Source organism: Novosphingobium pokkalii, from assembly GCF_014652855.1.
Taxonomy (GTDB): Bacteria; Pseudomonadota; Alphaproteobacteria; order Sphingomonadales; family Sphingomonadaceae; genus Novosphingobium; species Novosphingobium pokkalii.
The window spans coordinates 338,930-362,516 of the sequence record NZ_BMZP01000002.1 but is presented as its reverse complement, the minus strand read 5'-3'; the positions used below and the strand labels follow the sequence as shown (position 1 = coordinate 362,516).

Genomic DNA, 23,587 nt, shown 5'->3' with positions numbered 1-23,587 from the left:
TCCGACTCCTTCGTGGTCGGACTCTACCATCGGGCGGTCACATTTCAGGGGAGCACGTCACCGGGATTGCGTTGAGATCCTTGAAATCGGTCGATCCCATTGCCTCGCCGACCCAATAACAGGCAGCCACAGCCGGGATCGTCCAGCCGACATCGTTGAGCGCCTGAAAAATCTGCGCCGAGCAGAAATGTGCGCCATCCTCATTGCCGACGATGGCGGCGACCGCGACCTTCCCGTAGCTCGGCATGCGTCCGTGATCGTCGGTTTCTTCGAGGAAGGCGTCCATGCGCTCCAGCACGCGCTTGGCGATACTGCTGACCTGTCCCATCCAGATCGGTCCCCCGAGGATCAATATATCATGGGCAAGGATTTTCTTGCGCAGCGCCGGCCAGTCGTCGCCTTCGCCCTCGTCCGAAGTGACGCCCGGCCTGATGTTGAGCGCCGCCACGCGGATGGTCTCGCTTACAGCGACATCCCGGTCGCGAAAGGCATCGGCCAGCACTGTGATCATCGCATCGGTGGACGAGGTCTCACTGGGGTCGCTCTTCAACGTGCAGTTGAGAGGCAAAGCCTTGATCGCCGGCATGTCCTACCCCGCTCGCTTGCGGCGCGTCTCCCAGCCCTTCTTGGCCGCCGCCGATCGCTTCTCATGGCTCTGGCTCGACCCACTGATCTTGCCGCCCTTGCGCGAAGAGGCTCGGCTCTCTGCCTTGCCGCGTCCCGAGCCGGACTTGTTTCCACCGCCTGATTCCTTGTTCACCGTCGCCCAGGCGCGTCGTTCAGCTTCCTTGCTGCTAACCCCGCGATCTTCATATCCCTTTTCGATATGCTCGGCCTTGCGCTTCTGCTTGTCGGAATAGCTCGACTTGTCTCCGCGGGGCATGACGTTTCCTTTGCATTTTCATGCCGGCGAAACGCTTGAAAGGCACAACGGTGCCGCGGGTTGTGAACTCCGACTGATTGGCTCAGATCGCGCTGGGAGCCGATCCATACTTCTTGCTTGGGACCATCAGGAAAATTCCGGGAATTCCCGAGTTGGAAATCCACAGTTCGCGATGCCGTTGAGGGTGGCCTGAAGCGAACCAAAGTCGGCCAATTTCCGATGCGATGAACAGACGGCAAGTTTCAGGAGACCAATTTTCCTGGGTTGCCGTCCGCTATGTCAGCGGCAATTCCCTGGCCGGCGCTCACCCGCTGTTGGCGGCTCACACCCGAACAGCACAATTCGACCGGCAGCCAATAAGGCTACGAGATCGTACTACCCAGTCTTAAGCCGCGAACTTTAACCTTTTTCGACAGGCTGCTTTCGGGCTATCTTTCTGTCATGGCATTCGGCGTGTTCATCCATCGGTCTGATTCGATCTATGACGACACCCCGGCCGAGCGATACCAGTTTCCGAAACAGTATCTGGAGCGCGCCCGAGCCTGCGTCGGCGACTGGATTATTTACTATGAGCCGAGAAAGGTTACAGGCACGCGAGGCTACTACGCAGTGGCCAAAGTCGAGCGTATCATCGCCGACCGGACAACTTCCGGCATGTACCTCGCTCTGATCGCGCCCGGCAGCTATCTAGATTTCGCAAGCCCTGTTCCATTTTCTGATGAAGATGGGCCGATCGAACGCGGCCTACTCAACGAGGTTGGAGCCATTTCCGGGCGAGCTCAAGCCGCCGTTCGAGGCCTGTCTTCCAGCGACTTTAATCGTATCGTGGCCGCCGGACTGGCCGATGAGAAGCCGCTGCTGCCACGGACAGATTTGCTAATCGACGAACAAATTGTTCGTGAAGAGTCAGCCCCCTTTGTGTTCGATGAGGCTAGGGAACGCGTTTCCGCTATCGTTTCCCGCGTAGTGCGCGATCGCGTGTTTCGCCGAATTGTGTTGCGAGCCTATGATGAACGCTGTGCCGTCACCGGGCTAAAGCTCATCAACGGTGGCGGGCGGGCCGAAGTTGAGGCCGCTCACATCCGCCCCGTGGAAGCTAGTGGGCCTGACATTGTGAGCAATGGCTTGGCCCTTTCCGGCACCGCACATTGGATGTTCGACCGAGGTCTGATTGGACTGGACGACGACATGCGCATCATGATTTCGCGGCAGGCCAATGATCCTGACAGCATCCGATCGGTCATCAATGCCACTGGCCGAATCTTGCTGCCGCAACGCGAAGCGGATCGCCCTCATCCGCAATTTGTCCGGTGGCACCGGGAGCACCGCTTCAAGCTCTAAAGCTGCTGCTGCATTTTCAGGGCGGCAGTCGTACCGAATTTTGCTCCTCCTCCGGTGCCTATCGGCAACGGCATGAGGCGCGGAAATATGGTCTGCGACTCGGCCGAATCGGGCGTTGGATTCCGCTCGTGAGAACCGAACCGCGTCACATTTTTCTTGACAGGGGCACGCGTGATGGACCGATTTTCGAATCGCTCAACATACTGAAATCATATCAAATTGTTAGTTTATCAATTGGATTCCCGCTACCGCTCCAGAGCCTTCCCCACAACAGATCGTGTCAGCGGTGCCAGCCGGCCTCGATCTGCCTGGAACGTGCTGCCACTGCGGCAATGGGACGATATCGAAGATACCGGCGCACGTGCCAATGCCAGCGACCAAGCGGCAGCGCCGGGTTCAGGCCGCCAGTGCCTGTGGGTCGATCGCCACGCGATTGCGGCCTTCGCGCTTGGCGGCGTAGAGCGCGGCGTCGGCGGCCTTGAGCAGGGCGATGCCTTCGCGGTCCATGTCCGGTGCCCAGGTGGCGAGCCCGAACGACATGGTCACCGAACCGAGCGCGCGTTCGCCCTGGCGGACGGTGAGGTGGCTGACGGCTTCGCGCACTTCCTCAACCCGGGCGCGCAGGATGGAAACTTCGGTGGCCGGGGCGATGACCACGAATTCCTCCCCGCCAAAGCGGCAGACCACGTCGCCATCGCGGAACCGGCGGCGCAATTCGGCGGCCACGGTCTGGAGCACCTGGTCCCCGGCATCATGGCCGAATTCGTCGTTGAAGCGCTTGAAGTGGTCGACATCGCACATCACCACCGTCAGCGGCGCGCCCGAACGCGCGGCGCGGGCCATTTCCAGGGCCAGCGTCTCTTCCAGGTAGCGGCGGTTGAACAGGCCGGTCAGCGGATCGCGGATGGTCTGTTCGCGCAGGCCACGTTGCAGGCGATGGTTGACCAGCGCCGAAGCGATGTTTTCGCTCAGCACGGCCAGGCGGAAGCGGCTTTCGGTGCCGACCGTGCCCCTGAGATAGAGCACCCCGATCACTTCGCCGCCGGCCAGCAGCGGCTCGCAATGGTAGTGATCGGCCCAGACGCCCACATGCGGGCAGACGATGTCGGAACCGGCCTCATCCACGAAATGGCTCTGGCCACGGCGCAGAGCCCAGCATTCCTCCGGCGCGAAACCCGTCTGCACTTGCTCCAGCCCACCCCAGGTAGCCGTGGGCACCAAGAGATTGCGCGAATTGTTGTGCACGAACAGCGCGCCGGGAATCTGCGGCAGCACGCGCGGCACGAAGACCTCGATGATTGCGGCCAGTTCCTCGTCGGTGCGGGCGGCCTGCATGCGGTGGGCCATGCCCCCCAGGATCTCGATCACTTCACCGCGTTCGCGCAGGGTATCGGCATTGCGGCTGAGCGCGGCATTGGCGGTCTTGAGGCTTTCGGCCGCTTCGGCCTGGTTGGCCACGGCGCGTTGCAGTTCATCGGCCATGGCGTTGTAGCCGCTGGCCAGTTGCGCGAACTCGCGTGAACCCATCTCGCCGGTGATCCGTGCCTCGCGGTGCCCGGCGCCAAGTTCGCCCATCACGGCCAGCATCTCCCCGGCCGGACGGCGAATGCGCTGGATCAGCGAGCGGGCCACCAGCGCAAGCATCAGCAAGGTCAGCGGCGTGCCGAGGATGACCAGCCAGCGGATCGTACGCAGCAGGCTTTCCACCGCCGCCATGCGGTCGGCGGCCAGGGCGCGCTCGTCGAGCAGCAGGTCGTTCACTTTGGCTTCGACCAGTTGCATCAGTTCCAGGCCATGCCGGCTGGCGGTGGATTGCCGGGCCTGGTCGAACTGGCCGCTGCGCGCCAGCCGCGCCGCAGCCTCCAGCGTATCGGCACGGCCGGCAACCAGCGCCTGCAACTGGCGCGCGCGCTCGTTCTGCTCCGGCTTGTCGGCGGTCAGGTTCACCAGATCGGCCGCATCCCGGCGCGCGGTATCGAGCGCCGGACCGACGGCACGGGCGAAATCGGGGTCGCGCGTCAGGGTGAAGCCGCGCTGCCCGGATTCGGCGGTGCGCAGGCTGCTGAGCGCATGGTTGGCCGTGCGCAGCACGCGCGAGGAATGATCGAGCCAGCCCAGGTTGTCGTGCATCTGCATGGTCACGGCAAGCAGTGCCCCGGCCAGCACCACGATCAGCCCGGCCAGCGCCGTGCACAGCAAGCGAATCCGATTAGACAGCGATCCGACCAAGGCAACCCACCCGTAACACCACGTAGCCCGTTAGTAACATGCCGGGCCGTAAAGCGAAATCCGGGTGGGCAAACTTACTTTTGACACTTGGCGCAAAAAAACGTCGAGCGCCCGCCCTGCACCACGCGGGCCACCGGGCGGCCACAGGCACAGGGATCGCCTTCGCGGCCATAGACACGCCAGTCCTTGGCGAAATAGCCAAGCTCCCCGTCGGGCCGGGCATAGTCGCGCAGGGTGGAGCCACCCGCCGCAATGGATTCCTCCAGCACGGCGCGGATTTCCGGCACCAGCCGCTTGAGCGCGGCGAGCGACACCGTGCCCGCCTCCCGCTCGGGATGGATGCGCGCACGGTGCAGCGCCTCGCACACATAGATATTGCCAAGGCCGGCCACGATCCGCTGGTCGAGCAGCATCAGCTTGATTGCCGCGATCCGGCCCGCAAAGGCCTGCGCCAGATGCTGCGCGGTCAGGCCCGGCCCCAGCGGCTCCGGCCCCAGCGCGGCGAACGGCGGCCAGGCATCGAGCGCGGCCTCGTCGACCAGGTCCACCGAGCCGAACCGCCGCGCATCGTTGAGCGCCAGGGTATGGCCATTGGCGGTTTCCAGCACGAGATGATCATGCTTGGCGATTGCCTCGGGATCGATTCGCCAGCGCCCCGACATGCCGAGGTGAAACACCATGGTGCGCGCCCGGTCGGTGTGGATCAGGCCATATTTGGCGCGGCGCGACAGGCCGGTGACGCGCGCGCCGGTCAGCGCCTGGGCCAGGTCTGGCGGGAACGGGCGGCGCAGATCGGGGCGGCGCACGGCCACGCGGGAAATCGCCTGACCGTCGAGAATGCTCGCCAGGCCGCGAACGGTGGTTTCAACCTCTGGTAGTTCGGGCATCGTGGGTTCCTGCTATCATGCTTTGCGCCTGCGGCAATTCCCCTTTAAAGGCCCTGAACCATGACCAGCCCGGAAAGCGTGTCCTTCGGTTACGAGGACGTCACCCCTGAGGAAAAGACCGCCCGCGTGGGTGCGGTGTTTTCCAGCGTCGCCAAGAAGTACGACGTGATGAACGATGCCATGTCGGTGGGCATGCATCGCCTGTGGAAGGATCGCTTCGTCGCCCGGGTGAAGCCGCGCGAAGGCGAGCAGATTCTCGACATGGCCGGCGGCACCGGAGACATCGCGTTCCGCATGGCGCGCGAAGGCGCGTCGATCACGGTTTCCGACATCAACCAGGACATGCTCGACGTGGGCATCGAGCGCGCCATGGAACGCGGCATCGACGGCCTGGTCTGGTCGCGCCAGAATGCCGAGGAACTTTCGTTCGGCGATCGCTTCTTCGACGCCTACACGATCGCTTTCGGCATCCGCAACGTGACCCGCATCGATGCCGCCCTGGCCGAAGCGCACCGCGTGCTCAAGTTCGGCGGGCGCTTCTTTTGCCTGGAATTCTCGACCACCGAATGGCCCGGTTTTGCGGAAGTCTATGACGCCTATTCGCACAAGCTGGTGCCCAAAATCGGCCAGGCCATTGCCGGTGATGCCGAATCCTATCGCTACCTGATCGAATCGATCCGCCGCTTCCCCAAGATGGGCGAATTCGAGGCGATGATCAAAGCCGCCGGGTTCCGCCACACCAAGGTCGAGCCGATCCTGGGTGGGCTGGTGGCGATCCACTCCGGCTGGAAAGTCTGAGCGAGCGCCTTTGCCTTGACCCGTCCTGCCACCCATATCCGCCGCCTGCTGGGCTGGGGCCGCATCCTGGCGCGCCACGGTGCGCTGCGCCTGCTGGAAGACAGCCCCAACACGCCCGCCCCGGTGCGCCGGCTGTGCCGTATCGCCCGCTTCGGCACGCGCCAGCCGGTCGTGCCCGATTATGCCGGGGCTTTCCGCGCGATCGGCCCGGCCGCAATCAAGCTGGGGCAGACGCTGGCCACCCGGCCCGATCTGGTGGGCGAGGAAGCCGCGCGCAACCTGCTGGCGCTTCAGGACAAGCTGCCGCCGGTCGATTTCGCGCTGATCCGGCGCGAGATCGAAACCAGCTTCGAGCGCCCGCTGGAAAGCCTGTTCTCGCGCTTTGACGAGGAACCGGTCGGCGCCGCCTCGATCGCCCAGGTGCACCAGGCCTGGACCACCGAGGGGCGCAAGGTCGCGGTCAAAGTGCTGCGCCCCGGCGTGCGCGACAAGCTGGCGCGCGATATCGAGACCTATGAATGGGCCGCCGCGCACCTCGAAGCGCTGGGCGGCGAAGCCGGGCGCCTGCGCCCGCGCCTGGTCATCGCCAATTTCAAGCGCTGGACCGCGCGCGAGGTGGACTTGCGCCGCGAGGCCGCCAGCGCTTCGGAACTGGCCGATGCCATGCATGCCTTTCCCGGCTATCGTGTGCCCGGCATCGACTGGGACCGCACCAATGGCCGGGTGATGACGCTCGACTGGATCGACGGCGTCAAGATCAGCAACCTGGAAGCGATCGACGCGGCCGGCCACGATCGCCAGGAAATGGCCAGCCGCCTGGTGCTGGCCTTCCTCACGCAAGCGATCAGCGGCGGCTATTTCCATGCCGACATGCACCAGGGCAACCTGTTCGTGGAAGCCGATGGCACGATCACCGCGATCGATTTCGGCATCATGGGCCGGATCGACCGCCAGGCGCGGCAATGGCTGGCCGAGATTCTCTATGGCCTGACCACGGGCGACTACAAGCGCGTGGCCGAAATCCATTTCGAGGCGCAATACGTGCCGAGCTATCACTCGGTCGACGAATTCGCCACGGCCCTGCGCGCCGTGGGCGAACCGATGCGCGGCCGCCCGGTGAAAGACCTTTCGGTCGGCCAGATGCTCGACGGGCTGTTTGCGATCACCCGCGATTTCGACATGCAGACCCAGCCGCACCTGCTGCTGCTGCAAAAGACCATGGTCATGGTCGAAGGGATCGCCCAGCAGCTCGATCCCGATATCAACATGTGGGAAACCGCCGCACCGTTCGTGCGCAACTGGATCCGCGACGAACTGGGGCCGGAAGCGGCGATTGCCCAGCGCGTGCAGGACGATGCCGCCACGCTGCTGCGCGTGCCTGCGCTGATCCGGCGGATCGAGGAGCGTTTCCCGCCCAAGGGCGGCGCGCCCGAGGCACCGCCCCTGCCGCATGTGGACCTGATGTGGGAGCGCAAGCGTCGTGGCGACGATCCGCGCGGCACGAGCTGGACCGGCCTGCTGCTCGCCGCCGTGCTGGGCGCCGCCGCCGTGCTGGGGCTCCAGGCCTGGGGCCATCACCATCATGATGGTCCGCCGCCCGAACCAGAATGGCATCGCCATCCGTGAACGCGCCGGCCCGTCCTGCACCTTTACCGGGCCTGCGCCTGGCCAAGCGGCATTTCAACGCGCTTGACCTGTCGCGGGTGATTGCCGCGTTCTTCGTGCTGTTCTGGCATTATCAGCACTTCTTCGTGCCGCCGGTGGGCTATGGCTTCCAGGTCAACCGCGCGGCGGTGATCCCGCTCTATCATCCGCTGCGCTGGCTGTTCGACTATGGCCACATGGCGGTGCAATATTTCTGGGCGGTCTCGGGTTTTGTCTTTGCCCATGTCTATTTTGCCGACAGCACGGCGATGCGCCGCTTCTGGCTGGCCCGCGTAGCGCGACTCTGGCCGCTGCACCTGCTGACCCTGGTGATCGTGGCCGGGCTCCAGGCCGCCTATACCCACATCAACGGCACCGCGTTCATCTATCACGAGCAGGACTGGAAGCATTTCCTCCTCTCGATCCCGCTGGCGCACTATTGGGGCTGGCAGCACAACCAGTCGTTCAACGGGCCAAGCTGGTCGCTTTCGACCGAGATCCTCGCCTATGCGGCGTTCTGGGTGCTGCTGCCGGCCCTGCGCCGCGCGCCTTTGCTGGTGGCGCTGCCGCTGGCCGTGGTGGTGCTGCGCCTGTTCTTCCTGGGCTGGCCCAACGAACCGGTGCTCACCTGCATCGGCTATTTCTTCCTCGGCGTGGCGATCTATGGCGCGGCCCTGCGCGGCTGGCTGCCGGTGCCGGTGCTGCTGGGCGCGGCAGTCGCCTGCGTGGTGGCGGGCTGGCTGGCGACCACGCGCTGGCATGCCGAAGACGCCACGATCCTGGCCGGCACCTTTGCCGTGCTGTTCGCCACGCTGGCAATCGACCTGGCCGATACGGCCGACCGCCTGGCCTTCGGCCGCCAGTGGGGCGAAGCCTCCTATGGCATCTATCTCTGGCATTTTCCGATGCAGGTGGCGCTGGTCCTGCTGATCGATGCCACGCTGGGCAGCCGCGCCATCGCGCGCCAGCCGGCGTTCCTGATCTTCTTCCTGGTCGCCGCCGTGGCCGCCGGCTTTGCCTCGCACCGCTGGATCGAACGCCCGGCCCAGCGCGCCGTGCTGCGCTTTGCCGGGCGCTGGCGTGGCAAGGCGGCGGCCTAGCGCCGGGCTGCGGGGGGCTTCGACAAGCTCAGCCCGAACGGGGATGGTGGGGTTCAGGTTTTGGGTTTCGGGTTTGGACCTTTGAATCCCCACCTCCGTTCGCCCTGAGCCTGTCGAAGGGCCTGTCCTGAGCCTGTCGAAGGGCGCCAAGCCCAACGCCAGAGGAACCCAGCCCTAGCCCGCCAATTCCTCCACGCGGTGATGCGGCAGCATGCGCCAGGCGGCGCCCAGCACGAGGACGTGCAAGGCTTCCACCGCCATGGGTTGCGGCCAGCCCGGATAGGCCCCGGCCAGCACCAGATCGAGCGCGCGGCCGAGCAAGGCAACGCCGAACAGCAGCCCCGGCACCAGCAGCAGATCGCCATTGCGGCGCCACGCGCCCACCATCATGCACAGCGCGGCGACGCCGAAAAACGCGGTGAAATCGGCGCGGATGGTGGACCACCCTGCCGACGACGCTGCCGCCACCCCCAGGATCGCCGCGCCCGCAGGTGGCGTGAACAGGAATGCGGCGGCCATGAACAGGTCGAACAGGCCAAGCAGGAAAACCAGCGCGGTCAGGGCCAGGCGGATCGGCACCGCTCAGGCCAGGTTCGCGTGGTGGGGCATACCAGCAGCCGGCTCTTCCGCGCCCTGGCGCAAGGCACGGCGCGCGGCGAGCAGCAGGGCGATATGCGCCACGTCCAGCACCATCGGCAGCAGCCAGTTGGGATAAGTGCCGAACGCAACCACGTTGACCAGGCGTTCGATCAGGGCACCGATGAAGATGAAGGTGGGCACCAGCAGCAGATCGCCATTGCGCCACAATGCCCCGACGATCATCGCCAGCGCAGCAACGCTGAAGAACGAGGTGCAATGGGCGCGGATGATCGACAGGCCATGAGCCGCGCGCGCCAGTTCGGCGCTGTCATGCGGCGTCACCAGGCACGAGGCGACGATGACCAGATCGACCAGCCCGGCCAGCAGGACGAGCGCGGTCAGCACCACACGCATCGAGTCTCTCCTTTGCCCATTCTGACTTTGTCGCAAGTCTGACAAACTTTCAGACAGCTTGCAAAGAAATTGAACGACGCAATTCCGCCGTTTTGAAGCGTTGCGAGACAGCAAACCTTGCGCCCGTCGGGCCAAGGCGGCACAAGCCGGCCATGCTCCAAAAGCGTATCCTGCTGATCGTGGGCGGCGGCATTGCCGCCTACAAGGCCTGCGAACTCGTCCGCCTGATCCGCAAGGCCGGGGCGGACGTCACTTGCGTGCTGACCGAGGGCGGCGCGCATTTCGTCACTGCGATGACGCTCGCCGCGCTCAGCGAGAATCCCGTGCATACCACGCTGTGGGATCTGAAGAACGAAGTGGAGATGGGCCATATCCAGCTCTCGCGGCAGGCCGATCTGGTGGTGGTCTGCCCGGCCACGGCCGACCTGATGGCGCGGATGGCAGCCGGGATTGCCGATGATCTGGCCACCACGCTGCTGCTCGCCACCGACAAGCCGGTGCTGGCCGTGCCGGCGATGAACGTGCGGATGTGGCAGCACGCCGCCACGGTGCGCAATGTCGCCACGCTGCGGACTTCGGGCGTCACCGTGCTGGAACCCGATGTCGGCGCCATGGCCTGCGGCGAATTCGGCCCCGGCCGCCTGCCCGAACCCGAAGCGGTGCTGGCCGCGATGCAGGCGCAGTTGGCGCCGTCCCCGCCCGCTTCCCTGCCCCTTCCCCTGGCCGGCCGCCATGTGCTGGTCACCGCCGGCCCCACGCACGAGCCGATCGATCCGGTGCGCTACATCGCCAACCGGTCGAGCGGGCGCCAGGGCTTTGCCATTGCCGGCGCGGCGGCCGCAGCCGGGGCTCGGGTCACGCTGGTGGCCGGCCCGGTCACGCTGCCCACCCCGCCCGGCGTTACCCGCGTGGATGTGGAGACCGCGCGCGAAATGGCCGCCGCCGTGCAGGCCGCCCTGCCCGCCGACGTGGCAGTGATGGTCGCCGCCGTGGCCGACTGGCGCACCGCCGATGCCCCGGCGCACAAGCTCAAGAAGGATGGCAGCGGCACGCCACCGCCGCTCGCCTTGGTGGAAAACCCCGATATCCTTGCCACGCTGTGCCGCGATCCGCGCCGCCCGGCGCTGGTCGTAGGCTTTGCCGCCGAAACCGACGATGTCATCGCCCATGCCGTGGCCAAGCGCGCGCGCAAGGGGGCCGACTGGATCGTCGCCAACGACGTTTCCGGCGATGTCATGGGCGGCACGGCCAACACCGTCCACATCATCGACGCGGCGGGCGTGGACAGCCTGCCCGAAATGCCGAAGGACGCCGTGGCGCAGGCCATCGTCGCCCGCATCGCCGCCACCCTTGCCGCCACCATTACCAACGGAACCCCAGCATGACTGCCCCTTCCCCTGCCGTGCCGATCCTGTTCAAGCGCCTGCCCCATGGCGAAGGACTGCCGCTACCGGCCTATGCTACGCCGGGCGCGGCCGGGATGGACGTGGTCGCCGCCGAAGACGTGGACCTGGCGCCGGGCGCGCGCCATGCCGTGGCCACGGGCCTGGCACTGGCCATTCCCCACGGCTTTGAAATCCAGGTGCGCCCGCGTTCGGGCCTGGCGCTCAAGCACGGCATTTCCGTGCCCAATGCGCCGGGCACGATCGACAGCGACTATCGCGGCGAGCTGAAGATCATCCTGATCAACCACGGCGCCGAGGCTTTTGCCATCCGCCGGGGCGACCGCGTGGCGCAGCTCGTGCTCGCCCCGGTGGTGCAAGGCACCTGGCTGGAAGTGGACGAGCTGGACGAAACCGCGCGCGGCGAAGGCGGCTTCGGCTCGACCGGCGGCGTCGTCGCCCTGGGCAACTGAGCAGGCGCGCGATGACTCTGCCCGATTTCCGCCTGGAAGCCTATTTCTCGCACTGGGAATTCGCCGCGCGCCACCATCTGACTGCGTCCGATGCGCAGAGCATGACGGTGCGCGAACTGCTCGACCTGGCGAGCCCGGCCGATGCCGCCGCATTCGACGCGCAATGGCTGGGCTATACCCAGACCTTCGGCGCGCCGGTGCTGCGCGCCGAGATCGCTGGCACGTATGACACCATGGCGCCCGACAACGTGCTGTGCTTTGCCGGCGCGGAAGAAGGCATCTACGTGGCCAACCACGCCCTGCTCGGGCCGGGCGACCATGCCATCGTGATCACGCCCAACTACCAGGCCGCCGAGACCGTGCCGCTCTCGCTCTGCGCGGTCACCGGCGTGCCGCTCGATCCCGAAGACAACTGGCGGCTCGATCTCGATCGCGTGGCCGCCGCGATCCGGCCCGAGACGCGGCTGGTCTCGATCAATTTCCCGCACAACCCCACCGGCTGCATTCCCGATCGCGCCACGCTCGATGGCCTGGTGGCCTTGTGCCGCCGCCACGGCATCTGGATCTTCAGCGACGAGGTCTATCGCCTGCTCGGCCCCGATCCGGCCCGGCACTTGCCGCAAGTGGCCGATATCTACGAGCGCGGCTTGTCGCTCAACGTGCTGTCCAAGGCCTATGGCCTGCCCGGCCTGCGCATCGGCTGGATCGCCTGCCAGGATACCGCCCTGCTCTCGCGCATGGAGCGGATGAAGCACTATCTCTCGATCTGCAATTCCGCGCCGAGCGAGGCGCTGGGCATCATCGCCCTGCGCGCCGCCGATCGCATCGTGGAGCGCAACAACGCGCTGGTGCGGGCCAATCTCGACGTGCTGGATGCTTTCTTTGCCGATTACCCGCACCTGTTCGATTGGCAGCGCTCTGATGGCGGTTGCGTCGGCTATCCGCGCTGGCGCGGGCCAGGCACGGTCGATGCCTTCTGCGAAGACCTGGTGCGCGAGGCGGGCGTGCTGCTGCTGCCCTCGGGCATCTATCGCTCCGACCTTGGCCCGGTGCCGCTGGACCGCTTCCGCATCGGCTTTGGCCGGGCAGACGTACCGGAAAGCATTGCTGCGCTGCGCGGCTATCTGGAACAACGAAAGCTCTGATCCGGTGCAGTGCAGGCACCATTTGTTGCCTGCACTGCACCACCAAGGCTTGCTTTTCCCGCACGCTCTGTCCTAGGGGCCGTTCCCGAGGGATCAGGGTGCGCGCCGCCACCGGCCGCGCGCACAACGGGAGAGACTACCATGCGCCGTCGCGTCGCGTGGCCGCTGGCATTGGCCAGCCTGGCCGCACCCACCGTTGCCACTGCCGCCACGCCCATCGCCACCGGGGCCGCAAACGGGGCCGACACCGTGTGGATCATGGTCTCTTCGGCGCTCGTGCTGCTGATGTGCATGCCCGGGCTCGGGCTGTTCTATGGCGGCCTGGTGCGCACCAAGAACTTCCTGTCGGTGCTGGTGCAGATCGGCGCGATTGCCGCCATGGCGTCGCTGCTCTGGCTGGTCTGCGGCTATGCCCTGGCGTTCGGCCCGGTGGGCCATGGCCTGATCGGCGGGCTGGGACCGGTCATGCTGGGCCACCTCGCCGCGGTCCGTGCCGGGCTGGCGCTGCCGGAAAGCACCTTTGCCCTGTTCCAGATGTGCTTTGCCGCGATCACCCCGGCGCTGATGGTCGGCGCCTGGGTCGATCGCGCGCGGTTTTCCTGGGTCGTGGCGTTCTGCGCGGCCTGGGGCTTGGTGGTCTATGCCCCGGTGGCGCACTGGATCTGGGGCGGTGGCTGGCTGGCCAGCCGCTTCGGCACGCTCGATTTCGCCGGAGGTATCGTCGTCCACACCACGGCCGGGGTGTCCGCCCTCGTCGTGGCGATCCTGCTCGGCGCGCGACAGGGCTTTCCCAAAACGCTGATGCTGCCCCATGCCCCGGCGCTGACCATGGCCGGCGCGGCGCTGCTGTGGGTGGGCTGGTTCGGCTTCAACGGCGGTTCGGCCCTGGCCGGCAACGCCGGCGCGACCAGCGCCATTCTCAACACCCATATCGCCGCTTGTGCTGCGGCCATGGCCTGGCTGCTGATCGAGCGGCTGACCGTGGGCAAGCCCACCAGCGTCGGCTTTGCCACCGGCGCAGTGGGCGGCCTGGCCACGGTGACCCCGGCCGCCGGGCTGATCGCGCCGGGTGCGGCGCTGCTGTTCGGCCTGGCGGCCGCGGCGGTGTGCTACCCGATGATCCTGCTGGTCAAGCACCGCTGCAAGATCGACGATTCGCTCGATGTCTTCGCGGTCCACGGCGTGGGCGGCATGCTCGGTTCGCTGCTGCTCGCGGTGTTCCTCTCGCCCGCGCTGGGCGGGGCCGGCTATGCGCCGGGCATGACCATGCCCTTGCAGATCCATGCCCAGGTGCTGGGCGTGGTCGTGGTAGCACTATGGTCGGCGCTGGCGACGGTGGTGCTGGGGCTCGGCCTGGCCCGGATCTGGCCGATGCGCGTCAACGAGGATGACGAACGCGAGGGCCTGGACCTCGCCTCGCACGGCGAACGCGCCTGGGAAATGGACTGACCCGTTCCATTTTCGCGCAACTGCCTTGTCCCCTCGCAACAATCCGCCATAATCGCGGCGGGGACCACGTGGGCAATCCGGCATGTTCGATGCGGCGCTGATTGGCGATATCTATGAAGCGGCAGCCGTGCCCGATCGCTGGCTGGCGGTGTTGCAGACGCTGGCGGAACGGCTGGGCGCGCAGGGCAGCAACCTGATCCGCATCGGCCCGCAGGGCATGGCGATCACGTCCACCGACGGTGTGCGCACGATGACCGACGAATTCCTGCGCAGCGGGCTGAATACCCAGAACACCCGGGTGGGCCGCCTGTTGGAGCGCGGCGCCCACCCCGGCTTCCTCACCGACAGCGACCTGCACAGCCCCCACGAGCTCGCCACGCTGCCGATCTATGCCGAATTCCTGACGCTGCACCGCGCCGATGCGGGGGCGGCCACGGTGATCCAGGGCGCGGGCGAAGACGGCCTGATCCTGGCGGTGGAAGGCTTTGCCGGCCACGCCGCCTCGCGCGCGGCAGCGCGACAGCTCGATCTGCTGCGCCCGCACCTGGCCCGCGCCCTGGCGCTGAGCGCGCAATTGCGGATGCAGCGGCTGGCCGCCGCCGTCGATGCGCTGGAACTGGTCAGCGTGGCGGCGGCGGTGATCGACCCGGTTGGCCGGATCGAGGCAATGAACGATCTTTTCACCCAGGCGATGGACCGCCTGCTGGCGCAGCGCGCCGGCACCTTGCGCGCGCTCCATCCCGCCAGCGATAGCCAGTTGCGCGCGGCGATCACCTGCCTCCAGAGCGAGAGCGCCGCCGGCTGTTCGCTGCCGCTGCGCGATCTGGAAGGAACCGCGCGCCATGCGCTGCATCTCGTGCCGCTGCTCGGGCGCGGGCGCGATGCCTTTGCCAGCGCCGGGGCGGTGATCATCCTGGCTGGCGCCGGCAACCCCAGCGTGCCCGGCGCAGACCTGATCCGCGCGCTGTTCGACCTGACCCCGGCGGAGGCGCGCGTGGCCCGCGCCGTGGCGCAAGGGCTGTCCCCGGCCGAAATCGCCGCGCGCCACGCCGCCTCGCAGGCCACCGTGCGCACCCAGCTCAAGCATGTCTTCGCCAAGACCGGAGTGACCCGGCAGACCGAACTGGCCGTGCTGCTCGCCTCGCTGGGCAATCCCGGCGCCTGATCCGCACAAACAAAAAGGGCCGGCCCGAAGGCCAGCCCTTGATGCGTTCCGTATGGAAGCGGATCGAAAGATCAGCGCTTCGAGAACTGCCAGCCGAAGCGCGATTAGCGCTTCGAGAACTGGAAGCTGCGGCGAGCCTTGGCGCGACCGTACTTCTTGCGTTCCACGACGCGCGAGTCGCGGGTCAGGAAGCCGGCGGCCTTCACGGCGCCACGCAGTGCGGGTTCGAACTTGCTCAGCGCCTGGGCGATGCCGTGCTTCACGGCGCCGGCCTGGCCCGACAGACCGCCGCCCTTGACGGTGGCGATGATGTCGTACTGGCCTTCGCGGCCGGCGACCTGGAACGGCTGGTTGATCACCAGGCGCAGGGTCGGACGGGCGAAGTAGACTTCCTGGTCGCGGCCGTTGACCACGATCTTGCCGCTGCCGGGCTTGAGCCACACGCGGGCCACGGCGTCCTTGCGGCGGCCGGTGGCATAGGCGCGGCCGAAAGCATCGACTTCGCGGTCGCGCAGCGGAGCGGTCGGGGCAGCGGGAGCAACCGGCGCGTCGCCTTCGGCGGCGGGAGCGGCAGCAGCAGCGGGAGCGGCAGACGTCAGGTTCTTGAGGTCGGCCAGGCTCGAGACGGTGTCGTTATCGGCCATGATCAGGCACCCACCTTGTTCTTGCGGTTCATCGAGGCGACGTCGAGCGCCACCGGCTGGGTGCCACCATGCGGGTGTTCGGCACCGGCATAGAGGTGCAGCGCGCGCATCTGCGCACGGCCGAGCGGACCACGCGGGATCATGCGCTCAACGGCCTTTTCCAGCACACGCTCGGGGAAGCGACCACCCAGGACCTTGTCCGCAGTGACTTCCTTGATGCCGCCGGCATAGCCGGTGTGCTTGTAATAGGTCTTGGCCTTGAGCTTGTTGCCCGTCAGGCGCACCTTGTCGGCGTTGATCACGACAACGTGATCGCCGCAATCGACGTGGGGCGTGTAGCTGGGCTTGTGCTTGCCGCGCAGATGGTTGGCGATGATGACGGCGAGACGGCCGACCACCAGGCCTTCGGCATCGATAAGATGCCAGTTCTTTTCCACCTCGGCCGGCTTGATCGACCGGGTGACCTTGCTGAGAGCCTTCATGGCTGTTCGGTTCCCTGGATGATGGGTTACCCCATCAAGCACCGGATTTGGCGCAAACGGGGTGAAGAACCGCGCCTTTGTTGCAAATGGCCCCAAGAGTCAAGCAAACCGCGCCTTTGCGGAGAGGTAAAATAATACCTTTCGAGTTTTAGGCCCGGTTTTGCGCCCTTCCCAGCGCATGAGCACCCCACACGGTGCAGATCAGTAGCAATGCCCCGCAAAGCTGATGCAGCACCGCCAGCCACAGCGAAACCCCACTGTAGACCGTGGCAATGCCCAAGATCACTTGCGTGCCAAAGGCGCTGTGGATGGCGATGGAGGCACCGCGCTGCCCCGCGCGGCGCAGCTTGCGCGCCATGACCACCAGCACCGCCACCACGGCCCAGGCCCACCAGCGATGGAAGAAGTGCACGAGATAGGGATCGCTGGTTAGCGTGGCAAAAGCGCCCCGCGCCCATTCCACACCATCGGGGAAGAACTTCCCCTGCATCAGCGGCCAGGCATCCCACGAGAACCACCCGGCGCCCGCCACCACGCCGGCGCGCAGGCCCGCCAGGAACGCGCCATAGACAAGTTGCAGCGCCAGCATGCCCAGCGCCAGCGCGCCAAGAGCGGTCAGCCGCGCGCGCCCTTCGCCACGGGCAAGGGCGCGCAAGTCCAGCATGGTCCAGACGATCCCGGCCAGGGTGAACAGCGCCACGGCCAGGTGCGTGGCCAGGCGATAGTGGCTGACTTTCACATCATGGACGATGCCGGACTTGACCATCCACCAGCCCACCGCGCCCTGCAACGCCCCCAGCGCCAGCAGCGCCAGCAGGCGCGGCTTGTAGCCCGCCGGAATCTGCCCGCGCAGCCAGAACCACGCCAGCGGCGCGGCAAAGGCCAGGCCGATGGTGCGCGCCAGCAGGCGATGGACCCATTCCCAGAAGAAGATGAACTTGTAGGTGGCCAGCGTCATGCCCGCCGGGCCGTTGACCAGAATATATTGCGGGGTCTGGCGATAAGCATCGAATTCGGCCTGCCACTGCGCCTGGGTAAGCGGCGGCAGCGCGCCCGACACCACGTTCCATTCGGTGATCGACACACCCGATTCGGTCAGGCGGGTGATGCCGCCCACCACCACGATGGCCACGATCATCGCGGCCACCACCATCAGCCAGCGGACAAGGGCGAGCGGAGCAGGTCTGGATGCCGTCATGCCCCGTTCTCTTGCGCGCCGGACGCCGGCAAGCAAGTGGCATTTGGGGGCAGCGCGGTTTTGGCAGGCCCTGCGCAAAAGCCTTGAACGATGTTACAACGTTACATATATGGGCGTCCATGAACCAGGCCCTCCTTGCGCTGCGCAGCCGGCTCGACCGCTTTGGCGTGCTCCTTTCGGGGCTGTGCATGATTCATTGCCTGGCCGGCCTGTTCCTGGTCGGCGTGCTCGGCCTGGGCGGCGGCGTGCTGCTCAATCCGGAAATCCATCATATCGGCCTGGTCCTGGCGATCGTGATCGGCGCGGCCACGATCGGCATGGGCGCGCTCCGCCACGGCCATCGCCTGCCGCTCGTGCTCGGCGTGGCGGGCTTGTCGTTGATGACCGCGGCCGTGATGGTCGGCCATGGCTCGGCCGAATCGGTGCTGACGATCGGCGGCGTGCTGCTGGTAGCCAGCGCCCATGTCATCAACATGCGGCGCAATTCCTGCTGAAGCCTTGCACAGGGCGGCGTGGCCGTTAAAGCATGCAGCCATGGCCACGAACCCGCAAAGCTCGACCCTGTCGCTCACGCTCAACGGCGAACCGCGCCGTGTTGCCCCCGGTTCCATTGCCGATCTGGTGCGCAGCCTGGAACTCGATCCCGCCAAAGTGGCGGTTGAGCGCAATGGCGCGATCGTGCCCCGCTCGACTCTTGCCGACGTGGCCCTGGCCGAAGGGGATGTGCTCGAAATCGTCCATTTCGTGGGCGGCGGCCAAGCGGACGCGGCCGTGGCCGACGATAGCTGGACCGTGGCTGGCCGCACGTTCCGCTCGCGCCTGATCGTGGGCACCGGCAAGTACAAGGACTTTGCCCAGAACGCGGCGGCGCTGGCCGCCTCGGGCGCGGAAATCGTGACGGTGGCGGTTCGCCGCGTCAACGTGTCGGACCCCAAGGCGCCGATGCTGACCGACTATATCGATCCGAAGAAGGTCACCTACCTGCCCAACACCGCTGGCTGCTTCACCGCCGAAGACGCCATCCGCACCCTGCGCCTGGCGCGCGAGGCGGGCGGCTGGGACCTGGTCAAGCTGGAAGTGCTGGGCGAGGCGCGCACGCTTTATCCCGACATGCGCGAGACCCTGCGCGCCACCGAAGTCTTGGCCAAGGAAGGCTTCCTGCCGATGGTCTATTGCGCCGACGATCCCATCGCCGCGCGCCAGTTGGAAGAAGCCGGCGCCGTGGCGATCATGCCGCTGGGCGCGCCGATCGGTTCGGGCCTGGGCATCCAGAACAAGGTGATGATCCGCCTGATCGTGGAAGGCGCCAAGGTGCCGGTGCTGGTCGATGCCGGAGTCGGCACGGCGAGCGATGCCGCCGTGGCAATGGAACTGGGCTGCACCGGCGTGCTGATGAACACCGCGATTGCCGAAGCGAAAGACCCGATCCGCATGGCCCGTGCGATGAAGGCCGCAGTCGAGGCCGGGCGCGACGCCTATCTCGCCGGCCGCATGGCCACGCGCCGCTACGCCGATCCCTCCAGCCCGCTGGCCGGGCTGATCTGAGACGCGAACAGCGGCGATTGACCGATTGCGGACGGGGGATTTTGCCGTTCAAAGTCAGCGCGGGACCCCGGATCAAGTCCGGGGTGACGGTAAGGCATTAAGATCAAAAAAGTTTTCGTCACCCCGGACTTGATCCGGGGTCCCGCTCAGTGGTTTGAGCCAAGGCAGCCCCCACCGATCCCGCCCGTCCCCGAACTGCTGGACTTGTCCTCGCGGTCGGGGTTGAGCGAGGCCCGGATCAGCCGTTGATGCCGGCAGCGGCGAGCACGGCCAGGGTCAGCAGGTCGGGCGCGGTGGCGGTCATCGGGGCGATCTGCACCGGCTTTTCCATGTTGAGCAGCATCGGCCCGATCATGGCATTGCCGCCCAGCTCGCGCAGCAGCTTGGCCGAGATGTTGGCCGATTGCAGGCCCGGCATGATCAGCACGTTGGCCGGGCCGGAGAGGCGACAGAACGGATAGGTCTGCATGATGCGCGGGTTGAGCGCCGCATCGGGGGCCATTTCGCCTTCGTATTCAAAGCCCGGCTGGCGCTCGTCGAGAATCGCCACGGCATCGCGCAGCGCATCGAGCCACTTGCCGTAAGGGTTGCCGAACGTGGAATAGGACAGGAACGCCACGCGCGGTTCGTGGCCCATGCGGCGGGCGACGGCGGCGGTTTCGATGGCGATGTCGGCCAGTTCCTCGGCATTGGGGCGCTCGTTGACCGTGGTATCGGCCAGGAACACCGTCTGGTTCTTGCCCACCAGCAGGTGCACGCCGAACGGCAGGTGTCCGGGCTTTGGCCCCAGCACGCGGCGGATTTCCTTCATCGTCTGGGCGAACGGGCGCGTCGTGCCGGTGATCATCGCATCGGCATGGCCCAGCGCCAGCAACAGCGAGGCGAACACGTTGCGATCGTTGTTGACCATGCGGCGCACGTCGCGTTCCAGATAGCCGCGGCGTTGCAGGCGCGGATAGAGGTAGGCGACCATGTCCTCGACCAGTGGCGAGACGTTGGAATTGTGGATCTCGAAGCTCGACGGGTTGGACACGCCCAGTTCCGAAAGCTTGTCGAGCACGCCCTGGGTGCGGCCGACCAGCACCGGCGTGCCGTAGCCGAAATCGCGGAACTGGATCGCCGCGCGCAGCACCACTTCCTGCTCCGCTTCGGCAAAGACCACGCGCTTGGGGCTCTGCTTGACGCTGGCATAGACGTTGGTGAGCACCGAAGTGGTCGGGTTGAGCCGCGCCTTGAGGCTTTCGCGATAGGCTTCGAAATCCTCGATCGCCTTGCGCGCCACGCCGCTGTCCATCGCCGCCTTGGCCACGGCCGACGAAACGCGCTCCATCAGGCGCGGATCGAACGGCGCGGGGATGATGTAGTCCAGCCCGAACTGGTGATTCTTGCCATAGGCGGCGGCCACTTCCTCGGGCACCGGCTCGCGCGCCAGTTCGGCGATCGCGGTGGCGGCGGCGATCTTCATTTCCTCGTTGATCGCCATGGCCTGCACATCGAGCGCGCCACGGAAGATATAAGGGAAGCCCAGGACGTTGTTGACCTGGTTGGGATAGTCCGAGCGGCCCGTGGCGATCACGCAGTCCGGGCGCACGGCCTTGGCCGCGTCGGGATTGATTTCGGGATCGGGGTTGGCCATCGCGAAGATGATCGGCTGCGGCGCCATCTTCTTGACCCAGTCGGGCTTGAGCGCGTCGGCCGCAGACAGGCCCAGGAAGATATCGGCGCCGTCAAGCGCTTCTTCCAGGCTGCGGGCCGGGGTGTCGACCGCGTGCGCGCTCTTCCACTGGTCCATGCTGTCGGTGCGGCCGCGATAGATCGTGCCCGAACGATCGCACATGATCACGTTGTCGTGGCGCACGCCCATGGCCTTGATCAGCTCGGTGCAGGCAATGGCGGCGGCGCCCGCGCCATTGACCACCACCTTGACTTCCGAGATCGCGCGCCCGGTCAGGTGACAGGCGTTGAGCAGGCCGGCGGCGGTGATGATCGCGGTGCCGTGCTGGTCATCGTGCATCACCGGAATCTTCAGCCGCTCGCGCAGGGCCTGCTCGATGATGAAGCATTCGGGGGCCTTGATGTCTTCCAGATTGATCCCGCCAAAGCTGGGCTCCATCAGGGCGACCGCCTCGATGAAGGCTTCCGGATCTTCGGTGGCCAGTTCGATATCGATCGAATCGACATCGGCAAAGCGCTTGAACAGCACCGCCTTGCCTTCCATCACCGGCTTGGACGCCAGCGCGCCGAGGTTGCCCAGGCCGAGAATGGCGGTGCCGTTGGAAATCACCGCAACGAGGTTGCCCTTGGCGGTATAGTCATAGGCCGTGGCCGGATTTTCCGCGATCGCCAGCACCGGCACCGCGACGCCCGGCGAATAGGCCAGGCTGAGGTCGCGCTGGGTGGCCATGGGCTTCGAGGCGATGATCTCGATTTTGCCGGGCCGGATCGTGTTGTGATAGAAAAGCGCCTCGCGTTCGGTGAAACGGACGTTGCTTTCCTCGGACATTCGCGCACTCCCGGCAGACTGGAAACTCGTCTTGCCCCCTTGCACATTCGAATGCGCTAGGGAAGGCTTGAGCGTACGCGAAATGAACCCTTACAAATCCTGCACCTGCCATTTGGGCAGGGTGAGCGGCCGTACCGCGAACAGCAGGCTGCGTCCCTGCTGCCACACCAGGCGCAGGCGCGGGTCGGGATTGCGCGGCAGGCCGGTGTCGATCAGCCAGACATAGTCGACCCGCTCCACCGGGGCAAAGCGCAGCGCCGAGTCGATCGAGCGCAGCCGCCCGGCGGCGCAGCGGCGCGACCACACGAATTCCGAAGGATCGGCGGCAAAGTTGCGCGCCGGGCGGAAGCGCGGCACCACCATGTGCAGGCCCGGCACTGCCCAGTTGTCGTTCACCCAGGCCTGGCGATAGACGCTGGCCAGGCTCGCCAGGTGATCGCGGCGGGTGTTGCGCCAGGATTCCTCCAGGCAGGAATGCTCCACGAAGGTCAGGATGCGGCTGCCCGGCTCGATATGTTCGAGCGCGGAAAGCTGCTGGCGGTAATCGTCGGCATAGTCGACGAAGCTGGCCGTCGTGACCACGGTGCGCAGGCCGAGCAGCACGAGGCCGACATAGGCCACGCCCAGCGCCACGCGCCGCCGCGCGCCGCTCCAGTCCTGAAGCCCGAGCAGCAGCATCATCGCCGGGGGCAGCAGGCGCACGTCGACAAAGGCGCTGCCGTTGATGTCGCTGGGAATGATCACGTAGAGGATCAGCACGCACAGGCCGGGCAAGCCGCGCTGCCAGTTCCACCGCCCGCCCAGCAGCGGCCCCACCAGCAGCAGGAGATAGGCCGCCGCCGTGGTGATCGTGTCGAGCCAGAACGACTGGTCGCGCAAGGTGATGCCCAGCCAGATGCCCTTCTGGTCCCACCGCCAGGTGTTGAGGCTGCGTGCCGGGGCGGGCGAGAACAGCTTCCACAGCACGATCGTGAGCACCGTGGCGAGCAGCGGCCAGCACAGCACGACAAGGCGCATGGCCGCCGCCTTCCAGTCGTGCGTGGCGATCACGCTGCGCCAGCGCGAGGGGCGCCACCAGCCCTGCGGCAGGGCATCAACCTCGCGCCCGAAGGCATTGGCCGCAACCAGCACCGCCAGCAGCAGGCCACCGATGGCGTGGCACAGCATGGCAAGGGGCTGGGCCACCACCAGCAGCCCGGCGCGATCGCGCGGCCGCCGCTCCAGCGCGACAGCGGCGGCAAAGGCGCAGAGCGAGACGCCGGTGCCAAGGATGTAGTTGAGAAAGCCGGTCAGCAGCGGAAAGCTGAACACCCACATCAGCGCCCAGGCCGCGCCATGGCCGCCGCGCGGATTGACCACGCGCACCGTGGCCAGGCACCCGCCGGCAAACAGCGCGGTGGCGATCACCGTGCTCCACCACCCTGCCGCCAGCACGCCCAAGGGCTCGCCCAGCACTTTCATCAGCACGTCGCCGCCGATGTTGAGCGTGAACACCCATTTCCAGCCGAGATACTTGCCCAGCGGGCTGTCCGGCCCGGCCGCCTCGATCGCGGCGGCGCCCATGTGGCCCGGCACGTCGATCAGCGGCGGCACGTCGACCAGGAAGAACGGGAAGCAGATCAGCAGGATGCCCAGCGCGATCGCGGGCGGCGAGAGCCACGGCAGGCCGCCGCCGCGCCAATCGAGCCAAGTCCGGAACCGCTGCTGGAAATCGTGCATCAGGCCT

General features: G+C 66.6%; 22 protein-coding genes. 11 read left to right on the top strand and 11 right to left on the bottom strand.

Annotated elements, in window-relative coordinates:
• Positions 1-37: 37 nt before the first annotated feature.
• On the bottom strand, positions 38-586 hold the full coding sequence (locus tag IE191_RS03630; RefSeq protein WP_191322965.1) for a flavodoxin family protein: 549 nt from the start codon (positions 584-586) through the stop codon (positions 38-40).
• A 3-nt stretch (positions 587-589) separates the two neighbouring features.
• Positions 590-883, bottom strand: coding sequence for a plasmid stabilization protein (locus tag IE191_RS03625; RefSeq protein ID WP_183615959.1), 294 nt, complete (start codon positions 881-883; stop codon positions 590-592).
• 441 nt (positions 884-1,324) lie between these two features.
• Here IE191_RS03625 and IE191_RS03620 point away from each other — a divergent pair, with 441 nt between their 5' ends.
• Complete coding sequence (locus IE191_RS03620; RefSeq protein WP_191322964.1) at positions 1,325-2,224, top strand: HNH endonuclease; 900 nt, start codon at positions 1,325-1,327, stop codon at positions 2,222-2,224.
• A 396-nt stretch (positions 2,225-2,620) separates the two neighbouring features.
• On the opposite strand, the gene IE191_RS03615 is transcribed toward IE191_RS03620, so the two are convergent.
• Complete coding sequence (locus tag IE191_RS03615; RefSeq protein WP_229815082.1) at positions 2,621-4,423, bottom strand: diguanylate cyclase; 1,803 nt, start codon at positions 4,421-4,423, stop codon at positions 2,621-2,623.
• Between the two features lie 104 nt (positions 4,424-4,527).
• Complete coding sequence (gene mutM / locus IE191_RS03610) at positions 4,528-5,340, bottom strand: bifunctional DNA-formamidopyrimidine glycosylase/DNA-(apurinic or apyrimidinic site) lyase (protein WP_191322963.1); 813 nt, start codon at positions 5,338-5,340, stop codon at positions 4,528-4,530.
• A gap of 60 nt (positions 5,341-5,400) precedes the next feature.
• On the opposite strand from mutM, the gene IE191_RS03605 reads away from it, so the two are divergent.
• Genes IE191_RS03605 through IE191_RS03595 form a run of 3 tightly spaced genes read left to right on the top strand, consistent with a single transcriptional unit; the run spans position 5,401 to position 8,882 of the window.
• Positions 5,401-6,138, top strand: coding sequence for a class I SAM-dependent methyltransferase (locus IE191_RS03605; protein ID WP_191322962.1), 738 nt, complete (start codon positions 5,401-5,403; stop codon positions 6,136-6,138).
• 15 nt (positions 6,139-6,153) lie between these two features.
• Positions 6,154-7,764, top strand: coding sequence for a 2-polyprenylphenol 6-hydroxylase (ubiB, locus tag IE191_RS03600; RefSeq protein ID WP_191322961.1), 1,611 nt, complete (start codon positions 6,154-6,156; stop codon positions 7,762-7,764).
• Positions 7,746-8,882 (top strand): acyltransferase family protein, encoded by a 1,137-nt coding sequence (locus tag IE191_RS03595; protein WP_191322960.1) that lies wholly within the window; start codon positions 7,746-7,748, stop codon positions 8,880-8,882. The genes ubiB and IE191_RS03595 overlap by 19 nt, the downstream gene beginning before the upstream one ends.
• Positions 8,883-9,056: 174 nt before the next feature.
• Here the strand turns inward: IE191_RS03595 and IE191_RS03590 are convergent, their stop codons facing one another.
• Entirely contained in the window at positions 9,057-9,461 is a 405-nt protein-coding gene (locus IE191_RS03590) for a hypothetical protein (protein WP_229815081.1), read from the bottom strand.
• 3 nt (positions 9,462-9,464) lie between these two features.
• Positions 9,465-9,875: a hypothetical protein gene (locus IE191_RS03585; RefSeq protein WP_191322959.1), complete on the bottom strand. Its 411-nt coding sequence runs from the start codon at positions 9,873-9,875 to the stop codon at positions 9,465-9,467.
• Between the two features lie 152 nt (positions 9,876-10,027).
• Here IE191_RS03585 and coaBC point away from each other — a divergent pair, with 152 nt between their 5' ends.
• From coaBC to IE191_RS03560, 5 genes are all read left to right on the top strand, one after another.
• Positions 10,028-11,260, top strand: a complete 1,233-nt coding sequence (coaBC, locus tag IE191_RS03580; protein ID WP_191322958.1) for a bifunctional phosphopantothenoylcysteine decarboxylase/phosphopantothenate--cysteine ligase CoaBC — start codon at positions 10,028-10,030, stop codon at positions 11,258-11,260.
• Positions 11,257-11,730 carry a dUTP diphosphatase gene (gene dut / locus IE191_RS03575; protein WP_191322957.1) on the top strand — a complete coding sequence of 158 codons (474 nt, stop codon included), beginning with the start codon at positions 11,257-11,259 and terminating at the stop codon, positions 11,728-11,730. Before coaBC ends, dut begins: the two co-directional genes overlap by 4 nt.
• 11 nt (positions 11,731-11,741) lie before the next feature.
• Positions 11,742-12,875 carry an aminotransferase class I/II-fold pyridoxal phosphate-dependent enzyme gene (locus IE191_RS03570; RefSeq protein ID WP_191322956.1) on the top strand — a complete coding sequence of 378 codons (1,134 nt, stop codon included), beginning with the start codon at positions 11,742-11,744 and terminating at the stop codon, positions 12,873-12,875.
• Positions 12,876-13,016: 141 nt separating this feature from the next.
• A complete protein-coding gene (locus IE191_RS03565) occupies positions 13,017-14,324 on the top strand; it encodes an ammonium transporter (protein ID WP_191322955.1) in 1,308 nt (435 codons plus the stop codon).
• Between the two features lie 82 nt (positions 14,325-14,406).
• Positions 14,407-15,489: a helix-turn-helix transcriptional regulator gene (locus IE191_RS03560; protein WP_191322954.1), complete on the top strand. Its 1,083-nt coding sequence runs from the start codon at positions 14,407-14,409 to the stop codon at positions 15,487-15,489.
• 104 nt (positions 15,490-15,593) lie between these two features.
• Here the strand turns inward: IE191_RS03560 and rpsI are convergent, their stop codons facing one another.
• The 3 genes from rpsI to IE191_RS03545 all read right to left on the bottom strand — a co-directional run bounded on the left by rpsI (position 15,594) and on the right by IE191_RS03545 (position 17,813).
• A complete protein-coding gene (rpsI, locus tag IE191_RS03555; RefSeq protein WP_191322953.1) occupies positions 15,594-16,133 on the bottom strand; it encodes a 30S ribosomal protein S9 in 540 nt (179 codons plus the stop codon).
• A gap of 2 nt (positions 16,134-16,135) precedes the next feature.
• Positions 16,136-16,615 (bottom strand): 50S ribosomal protein L13, encoded by a 480-nt coding sequence (gene rplM, locus IE191_RS03550; RefSeq protein ID WP_191322952.1) that lies wholly within the window; start codon positions 16,613-16,615, stop codon positions 16,136-16,138.
• A 148-nt stretch (positions 16,616-16,763) separates the two neighbouring features.
• Positions 16,764-17,813 carry a COX15/CtaA family protein gene (locus tag IE191_RS03545; RefSeq protein ID WP_191322951.1) on the bottom strand — a complete coding sequence of 350 codons (1,050 nt, stop codon included), beginning with the start codon at positions 17,811-17,813 and terminating at the stop codon, positions 16,764-16,766.
• Between the two features lie 119 nt (positions 17,814-17,932).
• On the opposite strand from IE191_RS03545, the gene IE191_RS03540 reads away from it, so the two are divergent.
• On the top strand, positions 17,933-18,307 hold the full coding sequence (locus IE191_RS03540; protein ID WP_191322950.1) for a MerC domain-containing protein: 375 nt from the start codon (positions 17,933-17,935) through the stop codon (positions 18,305-18,307).
• A 40-nt stretch (positions 18,308-18,347) separates the two neighbouring features.
• A complete protein-coding gene (gene thiS, locus IE191_RS03535) occupies positions 18,348-19,358 on the top strand; it encodes a sulfur carrier protein ThiS (protein ID WP_191322949.1) in 1,011 nt (336 codons plus the stop codon).
• Positions 19,359-19,596: 238 nt separating this feature from the next.
• Here thiS and IE191_RS03530 read toward each other — a convergent pair whose 3' ends face one another.
• Together IE191_RS03530 and IE191_RS03525 are read right to left on the bottom strand one after the other, a co-directional pair.
• On the bottom strand, positions 19,597-21,861 hold the full coding sequence (locus IE191_RS03530; RefSeq protein WP_191322948.1) for an NADP-dependent malic enzyme: 2,265 nt from the start codon (positions 21,859-21,861) through the stop codon (positions 19,597-19,599).
• 90 nt (positions 21,862-21,951) lie between these two features.
• The gene (locus tag IE191_RS03525; protein ID WP_191322947.1) at positions 21,952-23,580 is read right to left on the bottom strand and encodes a hypothetical protein; all 1,629 of its coding nucleotides are present in this window, start codon (positions 23,578-23,580) and stop codon (positions 21,952-21,954) included.
• Positions 23,581-23,587: the final 7 nt, after the last annotated feature.

Excerpts from the sequence above, each read along its gene's own strand:
- IE191_RS03630 (WP_191322965.1), bottom strand. The coding sequence starts at position 586 with ATGCCGGCGATCAAGGCTTTGCCTCTCAACTGCACGTTGAAGAGCGAC.
- IE191_RS03625 (WP_183615959.1), bottom strand. The coding sequence starts at position 883 with ATGCCCCGCGGAGACAAGTCGAGCTATTCCGACAAGCAGAAGCGCAAG.
- IE191_RS03620 (WP_191322964.1), top strand. The coding sequence starts at position 1,325 with ATGGCATTCGGCGTGTTCATCCATCGGTCTGATTCGATCTATGACGAC.
- mutM (WP_191322963.1), bottom strand. The coding sequence starts at position 5,340 with ATGCCCGAACTACCAGAGGTTGAAACCACCGTTCGCGGCCTGGCGAGC.
- IE191_RS03605 (WP_191322962.1), top strand. The coding sequence starts at position 5,401 with ATGACCAGCCCGGAAAGCGTGTCCTTCGGTTACGAGGACGTCACCCCT.
- IE191_RS03595 (WP_191322960.1), top strand. The coding sequence starts at position 7,746 with ATGGCATCGCCATCCGTGAACGCGCCGGCCCGTCCTGCACCTTTACCG.
- IE191_RS03585 (WP_191322959.1), bottom strand. The coding sequence starts at position 9,875 with ATGCGTGTGGTGCTGACCGCGCTCGTCCTGCTGGCCGGGCTGGTCGAT.
- coaBC (WP_191322958.1), top strand. The coding sequence starts at position 10,028 with ATGCTCCAAAAGCGTATCCTGCTGATCGTGGGCGGCGGCATTGCCGCC.
- dut (WP_191322957.1), top strand. The coding sequence starts at position 11,257 with ATGACTGCCCCTTCCCCTGCCGTGCCGATCCTGTTCAAGCGCCTGCCC.
- IE191_RS03570 (WP_191322956.1), top strand. The coding sequence starts at position 11,742 with ATGACTCTGCCCGATTTCCGCCTGGAAGCCTATTTCTCGCACTGGGAA.
- IE191_RS03565 (WP_191322955.1), top strand. The coding sequence starts at position 13,017 with ATGCGCCGTCGCGTCGCGTGGCCGCTGGCATTGGCCAGCCTGGCCGCA.
- IE191_RS03560 (WP_191322954.1), top strand. The coding sequence starts at position 14,407 with ATGTTCGATGCGGCGCTGATTGGCGATATCTATGAAGCGGCAGCCGTG.
- rpsI (WP_191322953.1), bottom strand. The coding sequence starts at position 16,133 with ATGGCCGATAACGACACCGTCTCGAGCCTGGCCGACCTCAAGAACCTG.
- rplM (WP_191322952.1), bottom strand. The coding sequence starts at position 16,615 with ATGAAGGCTCTCAGCAAGGTCACCCGGTCGATCAAGCCGGCCGAGGTG.
- IE191_RS03545 (WP_191322951.1), bottom strand. The coding sequence starts at position 17,813 with ATGACGGCATCCAGACCTGCTCCGCTCGCCCTTGTCCGCTGGCTGATG.
- IE191_RS03540 (WP_191322950.1), top strand. The coding sequence starts at position 17,933 with ATGAACCAGGCCCTCCTTGCGCTGCGCAGCCGGCTCGACCGCTTTGGC.
- thiS (WP_191322949.1), top strand. The coding sequence starts at position 18,348 with ATGGCCACGAACCCGCAAAGCTCGACCCTGTCGCTCACGCTCAACGGC.
- IE191_RS03530 (WP_191322948.1), bottom strand. The coding sequence starts at position 21,861 with ATGTCCGAGGAAAGCAACGTCCGTTTCACCGAACGCGAGGCGCTTTTC.
- IE191_RS03525 (WP_191322947.1), bottom strand. The coding sequence starts at position 23,580 with ATGCACGATTTCCAGCAGCGGTTCCGGACTTGGCTCGATTGGCGCGGC.